Source organism: Janthinobacterium saanense (assembly GCF_014200675.1).
Classification (GTDB): Bacteria; Pseudomonadota; Gammaproteobacteria; order Burkholderiales; family Burkholderiaceae_D; genus Janthinobacterium.
This window is the reverse complement of sequence record NZ_JACHCI010000022.1, coordinates 84,776-96,198: the sequence shown is the minus strand read 5'-3', so window position 1 is coordinate 96,198 and position 11,423 is coordinate 84,776. Positions and strand designations below refer to the sequence as shown.

Here is an 11,423-nt window from a genome sequence, read left to right as displayed (position 1 = left end):
CCCGCAGTTGCGCTTCACTTCGCTCACTGTGGTCAGCTCGCGGCGGGACTTGCACCCGCAGGAGTGCGCCCATGCTGGGCGCACCATAAAAAAACCGCCAGGGCTTGCGCGCTGGCGGTTTTTATCAGGCGGTTCACACCGCCATCAGGCGAACTTAAGCGGCTGGCGCTTCGTTGCCTTCAGCTGCTTTCATCGACAGCTTCAGACGGCCGCGGTCGTCCGTTTCCAGTACTTTGACACGTACCAGCTGGCCTTCTTTCAGGTAGTCGGCCACGGCGTTGACGCGCTCGTTGGCGATCTGGCTGATGTGCAGCAAGCCGTCTTTGCCTGGCATGACTTGCACGATGGCGCCGAAGTCCAGCAGTTTCAGCACGGTGCCTTCGTAGGTCTTGCCCACTTCGACCGACGCCGTCAGTTCTTCGATGCGGCGCTTGGCTTCCTGGCCGGCAGCAGCATCGACGGAAGCGATGGTGACCACGCCTTCGTCACTGATGTCGATCTGGGTACCGGTTTCTTCGGTCAGCGCGCGGATCACGGCGCCGCCTTTGCCGATCACGTCACGGATTTTTTCCGGGTTGATCTTGATGGTGATCAGACGCGGTGCGAAATCGGACAGTTCGGTTTTGACGTGCGGCATGGCTTTTTGCATTTCGCCCAGGATGTGCTCGCGGCCTTCCTTGGCTTGCGCCAGCGCCACTTGCATGATTTCCTTGGTGATGCCCATGATCTTGATGTCCATCTGCAGCGCGGTGATACCGTTGCGGGTACCGGCTACCTTGAAGTCCATGTCGCCCAGGTGATCTTCGTCGCCCAGGATGTCGGACAGCACGGCAAACTTGCCGCCTTCCTTGATCAGGCCCATGGCGATACCGGCCACGTGTTCTTTCATCGGCACGCCGGCGTCCATCAGCGCCAGGCAGCCGCCGCATACCGACGCCATCGACGAGGAACCGTTCGATTCGGTGATTTCCGATACCAGGCGTACCGAGTAGCTGAACTCTTCAGCTGCCGGCAGGGCGGCGATCAGCGCGCGCTTGGCCAGGCGGCCGTGGCCGATTTCGCGGCGTTTAGGCGTACCGACACGGCCGGTTTCGCCGGTGGCGAACGGAGGCATGTTGTAATGCAGCATGAACGAATCGGTGAACTCGCCCATCAGCGCATCGATCTTCTGGCTGTCACGGGCAGTACCCAGGGTCGCCACCACCAGCGCCTGCGTTTCGCCGCGCGTGAACAGAGCGGAACCGTGGGTGCGTGGCAGCACGCTGGTACGGATCGAGATAGGACGCACGGTGCGCGTGTCGCGGCCGTCGATGCGTGGCTCGCCGTCCAGGATTTGCGTACGCACAATTTTCGCTTCGATGTCGAACAGGATGTTGTTCACTTCAGCGCTGTCGATGGACGCGCCGCCGTTGGCAGCAACTTCAGCCGACAGGTCGGCGATCACTTCCGACGTCGCTGCTTTCAGCTTGGCCGTACGCTCTTGCTTGTCCTTGGTTTGATACGCATCATTGATCTTGGCGTTGGCGAAATGCGCGACGCGCGCGATCAGTGCTTCGTTTTTCGGCGCAGGCGCCCATTCCACTTCCGGCTTGCCGCCATCACGCACCAGGTCGTGAATCGCGTCGATGACGACTTTCATCTGGTCGTGGCCAAATACCACGGCGCCCAGCATGATTTCTTCGGACAGCTGTTTCGCTTCCGATTCCACCATCAGCACGGCCGTTTCGGTACCGGCGACAACCAGGTCCATTTCCGAGGTTTTCAGTTGCTGGACGGTCGGGTTCAGGATGTACTGGCCATTGGCGTAACCAACGCGCGCGGCGCCGATAGGACCGTTGAATGGCACGCCCGATATGCACAGGGCAGCCGAAGCGCCAATCATGGCGGCGATGTCAGGATCGATTTCCGGGTTGACCGACAGCACGTGAATGATGACTTGCACTTCATTCAGGTAGCCTTCCGGGAACAGCGGACGGATAGGACGGTCGATCAGACGGGAAGTCAGTGTTTCTTTTTCGGAAGGACGGCCTTCGCGCTTGAAAAAACCGCCCGGGATTTTACCGGCAGCATAGGTTTTCTCAACATAATCCACCGTCAAAGGGAAGAAATCCTGGCCTGGTTTGGCATCTTTGCGTGCCACCACCGTTGCCAGAACGACGGTATCTTCGATCGACACCAGTACTGCGCCGGATGCCTGACGTGCGATTTCGCCCGTTTCCAGCGTCACTTGATGTTGACCGTACTGGAAGGTTTTCGTAACTTTGTTAAACATGGGGTATCCCTTTTCTAATTGCCGACAGATTTTCAGGGGCTGTCGTTCACCTCACCACAGGCGGCATGCAGATCGTTGACACCGATCATTGCCACCTTTACTACTTTACTTTTTAAACATCTTATTCTACTGAGATTACTTTACCCAGTGAAACGAATTCGGAATTTCAAATGACAAAATGCCCGCGTCAGCGAACTGGCGCAGGCATTTCTGTATAAACCTTGTGCGGCAAAAATTACTTGCGCAGACCAAGTTTAGCGATCAGGTCGCGATAACGGGTAGCGTCTTTAGCCTTCAGGTAGGACAACAGGCTCTTACGACGGTTGACCATCATGATCAGGCCGCGGCGGGAGTGGTGGTCTTTCGAGTGGGCTTTGAAGTGGCCGTTCAGTTCGTTGATACGAGCTGTCAGCAAAGCAACTTGCACTTCTGGGGAGCCGGTGTCGTTTTGACCACGTGCGTTGTCCGCGATGATAGCGGCTTTGTTGATGTTTTCTACTGTCATGATAAACCTTTCACATGCGGTGCGCAGAGTCTTCACCCTATACACCGTGAACTACATTAAAAGAAATTCTGGTTCAAATTGAAAACCAGACGCGCAAGTATATCGGAAAAACGCCCGCCTGTATCCTGCCGTGCAGGCTTTTATCAGCGCATGATAGGATTTCGCCGTCTTTTAAGGAATCCGACCATGAAAACGATACACAAATTAACAACACTTGCCCTCACGATTATGCTGAGCGCCTGCGCCAGCTGGCGCACTCCGCCGCCACAGCCGGGCGAAACCCGCGCTGCCGTGGAAGCGCGCCTGGGGCGGCCGACAAATGTCTACCAGCTGGCCACCGGGCCGGAACTGGAATACGCCAACGGCCCCTGGGGCCAAACCACCTTCATGGCGCGCTTCGGCTTGGATGAGCGCCTGCTGTCCTATGAGCAAGTACTCGATGCACCGGCCTTCGGACGCATCAAGATAGGTGTTTCCAACCAGGAAGACGTGCTGCACCTGCTGGGCAAGCCGACCGAAAAATCCTATCTGGCGCTGAGCAAGCTGCATGTCTGGTCTTACCGCTACAAGGAGTCGGGCGCCTGGGATTCCATGATGCATGTGCATTTTGACGACGCGGGCATCGTGCGCATGATGCTCAACGGCCCGGACCCGGACAAGGAGTTGAAACGCTTTTGAGGCGCTGCTGCTTTTTTCAACAAAGATGCTGCAAGGCAACATTCTCGATGCTAGAATGCGGTAGTTTCCATATGGAAACATTGTGTAAAGTCTACAAGCAAGTACTGGCCCATCTATATCAAGCTACTAGAAAGAGGCCGCACAAATCAACCGTACCGAAAGAAAAAGATGCCGCAAGCACCGAGCCACCCCAGCCGCTTTGTCCGTCCCGCCCTGCCCCTTTCCCTGATATTCGCCGCTATCCTCACCGCCTGTGGCGGTGGCGGTGGCGGCGCGAGCGATCCCGCCTTTCCCGGCGCCCCGCCGCCACAGCCACCACAGCCGCCAGTCACGCCGCCCGCTTCGAACGCCAACACGCCATTGCTGCTCAGCAGCAGCAACGCCAGCTCGGCCCCGCCGCAAGCGTTAGGCTATGGCATCGTGCCGCTGGGTATGGCGCAAAACGTGGTCGACTGGAGCGCTGGCTTCAGCGATAGCGCCACCTTGCCCAAGGCCTGCAGCAATGGCGGCAGCCAGAGCGCCACCTTCACCGATGCCGATGGCAGCCACAATGTCAGCGCCGGCGACAAGCTGAGCGTGACGTATGTGAACTGCTATCTGAAGGAAGTCGATGTGGTGCTGGACGGCACTATCAATGTGGCCTACGCCACGCCGCCCAATGGCCAGCAATTGAGCGGCAGCATCAGCTTTGCACCGGGATTCGCCGAAAGCAGCGGCGGCGCGCGCCAGAATCTGAGCGGCAACGTACGCTTTGACTATGCGAGCGGCGATCTGTCCAAGCTGTTGCACACCTATTCCGACGCCCAGGCGCTGGTCTTCTCGGTGACCGACAGCGTCAGCAAGACTGTGAAGAGCGACACCATCACCGTACTGGACGCGCAGCATGAATTGCGCATCGACACCGCGCGCGCCACCACCAGCCTGCGCTACCACCTGGCCAGCGAAATACTGGGCGGCAGCCTGGACGTCAGCACGGTCACGCCGTGGAGTTCCTGGTTTGACACCCTGCCCGACGCCGGCGAATTGCTGCTGACGGGCGCCAGCGACAGCAAGGCAGGCTTGCGCGTGCGCCCCGTCGCCGATAGCAGCGAGCTCGACGTCGTGCTGGGCGCCACGCCCTTGACCAGCATCCCCGCAGCAGCCGTCAGCTATCTGTGGAGCAGCGGCGCCTGGCTGCCGCAAAATGCGGGCCTGGCCAAATATGACATCAAGCCGGCCACGCAAAGCGGTTTGTCACTGCTGATTGCGCCCGACCTGACGAATGTCACGCCTGGCACCGGCAGCCTGTCGTGGGTCTATTCACGCCCTTTGCAGACTTTACCGGTGGGCAATGTGTTTTTCCGCCCACAAGACGGCAGCTTCGGCACCATCGCAGCCAATGTCAGCTACAAGGGCGCCATCCTGATCGTGCGTCCCGCCACGCAGTTCGTGCCAGGCGTCAACTACCAACTGAGCTTTGACGACAGCGCCACCTACCCGCTGCGCGATGTCACCGGCAACTCCATCAGCTCGCCTGGCGGCCTGGTGCAAGTCAAGCAAAGCATACGCGCCGTGATCGGCACCAATAATGCAGCGCCACTGCTGCTGGGATCGGGCGCCAGCCTGACGCTCGATGCCAACGCCTCGTCGGCCAATGGCCAGCCCGTCAGCAGCATCCGCTGGCGCCAGTTGTCCGGCCCGACGCTGACGCTCGACAGCACCACGGCGCCACGTATCACGGTCACGGGTCCGGCCAGCAGCAAGGGCGTGTCCACCATCGAATTGCAGGTGACCAACGCTGCCGGTGAAACGGATACCCAGCAACTGGCGATTCAGGTGCTGACCGATTTTTCGCAAGCGCTGCTGTATACCTATCGCATCGGCAAAGGCGAGCTGGTGATTGAAAGCGACGCCAGCGCCACGGAATTCGCCTACGCCCGCTACTACACGGACAATACGACCGAAATCATGTCCAGCCGCGAGCGCAATTTCCTCATCACCCTGCCTGCCAGCCAGACCTGGCAAACAGGCCTGACGGCAAGCTACGGCCCAGGCAACACCAGCGGCGTGACTGGCTATGGCTGGGTCGGCGAGGATGATTGCAAGGGCAAGAGCACGGGCACTTTTGTCGTGCGCGAATATGTGTTCGACAGCAGCGGTTCGCCGGCCAGCATCGCCATCGATGTGGACGACAACTGCGCCGGCGTGACCACGCAGGCGTCGATCCGTTATCGCAGTAAAGTCCCGGTACGTCCATAAGTACTCCCTGCCGCAGTCACGTGCTGCGGCAGGATCTTCTCATGGCTGCGGGTCGATACGCTCATCTTTCGCATGCAGTTTATTGAGCGCCGCCAGATAGGCTTTGGCTGAAGCAACAATAATATCGGCGTCCACCCCTACGCCATTGACGATGCGCCCGTCGCGCGACAGGCGCATCGTCACTTCCCCCTGCGACTGCGTGCCCGTGCTGATGGCGTTGACGGAAAACAGCACCAGTTCGGCGCCACTGGCGGCCGCGCTTTCAATTGCATAGACGGTTGCATCGACCGGGCCATCGCCCTGTCCTTCACAGCTGCGCCGCTCACCACCAAGCAAAAACGTCACCGTGGCATGCGGCACTGAACCCGTCGCCGATTGCTGCGCCAGTGAAATAAAACGGTAGTACTCACTCTCCTGCGCCTGCTCTTCTGCGCTGACCAGTGCCATGATGTCTTCATCGAAAATCTCGGCCTTGCGGTCAGCCAACTCCTTGAAGCGCCCGAACGCGGCGTTCACCTCCGCTTCGGCTTCCAGGGTAATCCCCAATTCCTGCAAGCGCTGCTTGAAAGCATTCCGGCCCGACAATTTACCCAGCACAATCTTGTTGGCAGTCCAGCCCACGTCTTCGGCGCGCATGATTTCATAGGTTTCGCGCGCCTTCAAAATGCCGTCCTGGTGGATGCCGGAAGCGTGCGCAAACGCGTTCGCGCCGACCACCGCCTTGTTCGGCTGCACGGCAAAGCCGGTGATTTGCGAGACCATTTTCGAGGCCGCCACGATCTGCGTGGTGTCTATGCCCACCGTCAAGTTGTAATAGGCGGCGCGCGTGCGCAGCGCCATCACTACTTCTTCCAGCGCCGTGTTGCCGGCCCGCTCGCCCAGGCCATTGATGGTGCATTCGATCTGGCGCGCGCCGCCTAGCATGACGCCGGCCAGGGAATTGGCCACGGCCAGGCCCAGGTCGTTATGGCAATGCACCGACCAGATGGCTTTATCGGCATTCGGTATGCGTTCGCGCAAGCGCTTGATGGTGTTGCCGAAGACTTCAGGCACGGCATAACCGACCGTGTCGGGGAAATTGATGGTGGTGGCGCCCTCGGCGATCACGCTTTCCAGCACGCGGCATAGAAAATCTTCGTCGGAACGGCTGCCGTCTTCCGGGCTGAATTCGATGTCGTCCGTAAACTGGCGCGCATAGCGCACGGCATGTTGCGCCTGCAGCAGCACTTGCTCGGGTGTCATGCGCAGCTTCATCTGCATGTGCAGCGGCGAGGTGGCGATAAAAGTGTGGATGCGCTTGCGCTCGGCGGGCGCCAGCGCTTCGGCGGCGCGGGCGATGTCGCGCTCATTGGCGCGCGACAGCGAACAGATGGTGGATTCGCGCACGGCGCCGGCAATTGCCCGTATCGCCTCGAAGTCGCCTGGCGAGGCCGCCGCAAAACCCGCTTCGATCACATCGACCTTCATGCGTTCGAGCTGGCGGGCGATGCGCAGCTTTTCTTCGCGCGTCATGGAGGCGCCCGGCGATTGCTCGCCGTCGCGCAGGGTGGTGTCAAAGATGATGAGTCGGTTATTTGCATTCATGGCTGCTCCTGGCTGAAGACTGGCTATGCTACCGACCCACCTTACCTGACTACCTCAATATCATTAATGGTCGGTCTGGATGATGCTGACGGGCTTGCCCTTGGCCATGCGCCAGAAAAACACGGCATAACCGGACAAGCCATACGTTACAAAGATGGGGAACAATACTTTCGGCGGATCGATCGAGATCAGCGCAAAGAACAGCGCCAGCAAAAAGACCACGATGAAGGGCACGGATTTGCGGAAGTTCACATCCTTGAAACTGTAAAACGGCACGTTCGTGACCATCGTCAGGCCGGCGAACAGGGCGATCACCCACGAGACCCAGGCCAGCTGGTTGCCCGACACTTGCAGGTCGTTCATCAGCAGGATGAAGCCGGCGATCATGGCCGCCGCTGCCGGGCTGGGCAAACCCTGGAAGAAGCGCTTGTCGACCACCGCGATATTCGTGTTGAAGCGGGCCAGGCGCAAGGCGGCGCCGGCGCAATACACGAAGGCGGCCAGCCAGCCCAGTTTGCCCATGCCGCGCAGCGACCATTCATAGATCACCAGCGCCGGCGCCGCGCCGAACGAGACCATGTCGGACAGGCTGTCGTACTGGGCGCCAAATTCGCTCTGGGTATTGGTCAGGCGGGCGATGCGGCCATCGAGACCGTCGAGTATCATGGCGATGAAGATGGCCCAGGCCGCGTGTTCGAATTTCTGGTTCATGGCCATGACGATGGCGTAGAAACCGCAAAACAGGGCAGCCGTCGTGAAGGCATTGGGCAACAGATAGATTCCCCGGCGGCGCAAGGTTTTTTTGCCTACGCCATCGGCAACCGGCTGGCGCGCGAATTTGCTGAAGCGGGAAGCTTTGGAGACTGCGGATGTGCCGTTCTTGCCTCTACGACGGGGGAAGTTTGCCATGTTGTTCCATTTCTTGTGTACTGCAAAATAAGCGATGCCGGATGCCCGTGGTGGCCCTGCGCCACCGCCAGACTATGCTGCCATTATAGAGGAGCGGCCGCCAAAGAAAAGCACGGCGGCGTCAAGCTGACAACATTGCGCTTACATTCAAGCGGCTACTTGAACTTCACCTTGGCCACCAGGCCCATACTGAGGGTCGTTTCACCCGGCTCGAAGCTCGGTTCAGCCACTTGCTGGCCGCCATAGGCCATCGCATCGGCGCTGACAGAACGCGCAGCCATCAAGGTGGGACGCTGGGCAAAATTGCCCGAGCCTTCGAAGTCGATGGTATCGATCACGGCGTCACTCAGATTGCGGCCCATGGCAGCGGCAATCGCAGCCACCCGCTGGTTCAGGTTTTGATACGCGGCAACAATGCGCTGCTCATCGAGTTTGCGCACGGTGGCAGGCGCCAGGCCAAAGTTCAAGCGGTTCAGGGTCAGCACGGATTGTGCCGCCGACACGGTTTTTGGCAAGGCCGCCAGGTTGGTGGTCGTCACCTGCAAATACTGGCCCACGCGCCAGCCGGTGGGCACGCGCGGCCTGGCAACGCTGCCCGCTGGCAATGGGGTGGCTTCCGGGTACACGGCATACGTGTAATACCCCTGGGTTTTCAGCACGGCTTGCGGGTCGGCCTGCTTGACGATGGCAACACCCTGGCTCATCTTCTGGTTCACGCGCGAAGCGGCGGCGGCCTTGTCCTTGTCCTGCTCTTCGATGGCCAGGGTGACGGTCACCTGGTCATTTGCATGCACCACTTCACCATTCGCCGGCACGACGACCAGGGTGCCGGCAGTGGGCAGGCTCTGCGCCTGTGCGGACAGGGTGACGGTGGCAAGGGCGGCCGCAGCCAGCATCGTTTTCATGACGGTCATATATTTCTCCTCGGATTTCTACAACATGGACGCGCATGGGGTGATGATGCTACCCCATGGCTTTAGGAAATAGTACAGCGCAGCCGCAAGGCGCGGCGCGCAGGCATGCGTCCCTTATTTGAATTTGACTTTACCAACCACGCGCATATCCAGTGTCGTCTCGCCTGGCTCGAAGCTAGGCTCGGCGACAGCGCTGTCGTCGGCCATCTTGGCGCTGCGCATCATCATCGGTGCGGCGGCGGGACGGCTTTCATTGGCGTAATTACCCGAACCCTCAAAATCTACCGTATCGAGCACGGCGTCGGACACATTGCGGCCCATGGCGCGGGCAATCGAAGCGATGCGCTCGTTCAGGTTTTTATACGTGGCGGCGATACGCTGATCGTCCAGCACGCGGATGGTTTCCGGCTTCAGGCCGAAATTCAAGCCATTCAGGGTCAGCACGCCTTGTGCGGCCGACACGGTTTTCGGCAAGTTGCTCAGATTGCTGGTGGTCACTTCCAGATACTGGCCCACGCGCCAGGCGGTCGGCACACGCGGCTTGGCCACGGCGCCGGCTGGCAGCGGACGCTCTTCCGGGTACACAGGGTAGGTGTAATAGCCATACGATTTCAGCACGGCTTGCGGGTCAGCCTGCTTGACGATGGCCACGCCCTTGTTCATCTTCTGGTTGACGCGCGATGCGGCAGCCGCCTTGTCCTTGTCCTGCTCTTCGATGGCCAGAGTGGCAACCACCTGGTCATTGGCATGCTTGACTTCGCCGTAGGCTGGCACCACCACCAGGGTGCCGGTCGTCGGCAGGGTTTGCGCGTGCGCGCTCAGGGCAACAGTGGCAGCGGCGGCGACAAGAACGGATTTCATGACGGTCATAGGGGTACTCCTCGGTGATTGATAAAACTTGTCAAAGTGCGTAGATTCTACCGGCTCAACCATTCCCGTGGCGCAAATTAACAAATCGTCACAAACTGCCCTCGCCCGTCACATTTTCTCACATTTCATAACAGTGTTATTTTAAATAACAGTCAGTGCCCAGCCACCGCACCACCCGTGCGGCGGCCCGGCTTGAAGCTGTGCGCATGGGCGCGCCAGGCGACAGCCAAGGCCACGACCAGCAAGCCCAGCATGGCACACGGAAACGCTGCCGGGCCATAGCCGTCGAGCAGCATGCCGCCCGCCAGGCCGCCGCCCGCAATCGCCACGTTCCAGATGGTCGCCACCATCGCTTGCGCCACATCCATGCCGTCGCCGGCCGCGTCAGCCGAGGCCGTTTGCAGCAAGGTGCCGGCGCCGCCAAAGGTCATGCCCCAGATCACCATGCTGATATAGATCACGGCGGGAGAGTCCATGGCCACGCCCAGCGCCACCACCACCAGCGCAAAAGCAGCGATACTGCCCAGCACCATCTTGCGCAGCCAGCGGTCGATCAACTGACTGACCAGCCAGATGCCCGCCAGCGACCCCACGCCATACACCAGCAGCACCAGGTCGACCCGGCCACGCAAGCCGGACGGCGCCAGGAACGGCGCGATATAGGTGTACAAAATATTGTGCGCCAGCATCCAGACCACGATCACGCACAAAATGGGACGCACGCCCGGCGTCATGAAAACCTCGCGTATGCTGAGGCGCTCGCCATCTTTTTGCCCCGGATAATCAGGCACGGCCAGCAACACCCAGGCGATCAGCACCACGGCCAGGCCCGACATGATGCCGAAGATGCTGCGCCAGCCCAGCACGCCACCCATCAAGGTGCCCAGCGGCACACCGAGCGACAAGGCCAGCGGCGTGCCTATCATGGCAATCGCCATCGCCCTGCCCTGCTGTTCCGCCGGCACCATGCGCCGCGCATAACCGGCCATCAAGCCCCAGGCCAGGCCCGCAGCCATGCCGGCCAAAAAGCGTGAAATCAAGGTCACGATGTAATGCGGCGACAGGGCGGTGACGGTATTGAAGACCAGAAAGCCGCCCACCGCCAGCAACAGCACATGGCGCCGGCGCCAGCTGCTGGTCAGCGCCGTCAGCGGTATCGCCGTCAAAATCGAACCGATGGCATACACGGTGACCAACTGGCCCGTCATGACTTCGGAAATACCGAGGCCCTGGGCAATCTGCGGCAGCAGGCCGGCCGGCAAGGTTTCCGTCAGGATGGCGATAAAACTGGTCATGGCCAGGGCCAGCAAGGCCAGCACCGGAAGGCGTTGGGGAATGGAAGTATCAACAGCGGCCGATGGCGGCACTGTGGCGGTAAAGCGGTCAGTCATAGGAGTCCTTCTGATTGCGCAAGCAGCTAATGAATAAGCGCCTGGCGTGCTACGAAAGCGGT

At 60.1% G+C, this 11,423-nt stretch carries 9 protein-coding genes; 2 read left to right on the top strand and 7 right to left on the bottom strand.

Going from position 1 to position 11,423, the window contains the following annotated elements; translation table 11 throughout:
* Window positions 1-154: 154 nt before the first annotated feature.
* A complete protein-coding gene (pnp, locus tag HDE72_RS23425; protein ID WP_183746656.1) occupies window positions 155-2,272 on the bottom strand; it encodes a polyribonucleotide nucleotidyltransferase in 2,118 nt (705 codons plus the stop codon).
* A gap of 235 nt (window positions 2,273-2,507) precedes the next feature.
* Window positions 2,508-2,777, bottom strand: coding sequence for a 30S ribosomal protein S15 (rpsO, locus tag HDE72_RS23420; protein ID WP_010399743.1), 270 nt, complete (start codon window positions 2,775-2,777; stop codon window positions 2,508-2,510).
* Between the two features lie 186 nt (window positions 2,778-2,963).
* On the opposite strand from rpsO, the gene bamE reads away from it, so the two are divergent.
* Together bamE and HDE72_RS23410 are read left to right on the top strand one after the other, a co-directional pair.
* Window positions 2,964-3,455 (top strand): outer membrane protein assembly factor BamE domain-containing protein, encoded by a 492-nt coding sequence (gene bamE / locus HDE72_RS23415; protein WP_183746653.1) that lies wholly within the window; start codon window positions 2,964-2,966, stop codon window positions 3,453-3,455.
* A 168-nt stretch (window positions 3,456-3,623) separates the two neighbouring features.
* Window positions 3,624-5,693 (top strand): PKD domain-containing protein, encoded by a 2,070-nt coding sequence (locus tag HDE72_RS23410; protein WP_183746650.1) that lies wholly within the window; start codon window positions 3,624-3,626, stop codon window positions 5,691-5,693.
* A gap of 39 nt (window positions 5,694-5,732) precedes the next feature.
* Here HDE72_RS23410 and HDE72_RS23405 read toward each other — a convergent pair whose 3' ends face one another.
* From HDE72_RS23405 to HDE72_RS23385, 5 genes are all read right to left on the bottom strand, one after another.
* Window positions 5,733-7,277 (bottom strand): 2-isopropylmalate synthase, encoded by a 1,545-nt coding sequence (locus HDE72_RS23405; protein ID WP_183746647.1) that lies wholly within the window; start codon window positions 7,275-7,277, stop codon window positions 5,733-5,735.
* 63 nt (window positions 7,278-7,340) lie between these two features.
* Window positions 7,341-8,186 carry a CDP-diacylglycerol--serine O-phosphatidyltransferase gene (pssA, locus tag HDE72_RS23400; RefSeq protein ID WP_183746644.1) on the bottom strand — a complete coding sequence of 282 codons (846 nt, stop codon included), beginning with the start codon at window positions 8,184-8,186 and terminating at the stop codon, window positions 7,341-7,343.
* A 155-nt stretch (window positions 8,187-8,341) separates the two neighbouring features.
* On the bottom strand, window positions 8,342-9,100 hold the full coding sequence (locus HDE72_RS23395) for an SIMPL domain-containing protein (protein WP_183746641.1): 759 nt from the start codon (window positions 9,098-9,100) through the stop codon (window positions 8,342-8,344).
* Between the two features lie 114 nt (window positions 9,101-9,214).
* Window positions 9,215-9,970 (bottom strand): SIMPL domain-containing protein, encoded by a 756-nt coding sequence (locus HDE72_RS23390; protein ID WP_183746638.1) that lies wholly within the window; start codon window positions 9,968-9,970, stop codon window positions 9,215-9,217.
* A gap of 152 nt (window positions 9,971-10,122) precedes the next feature.
* Entirely contained in the window at window positions 10,123-11,361 is a 1,239-nt protein-coding gene (locus HDE72_RS23385) for an MFS transporter (RefSeq protein WP_183746635.1), read from the bottom strand.
* Window positions 11,362-11,423: the final 62 nt, after the last annotated feature.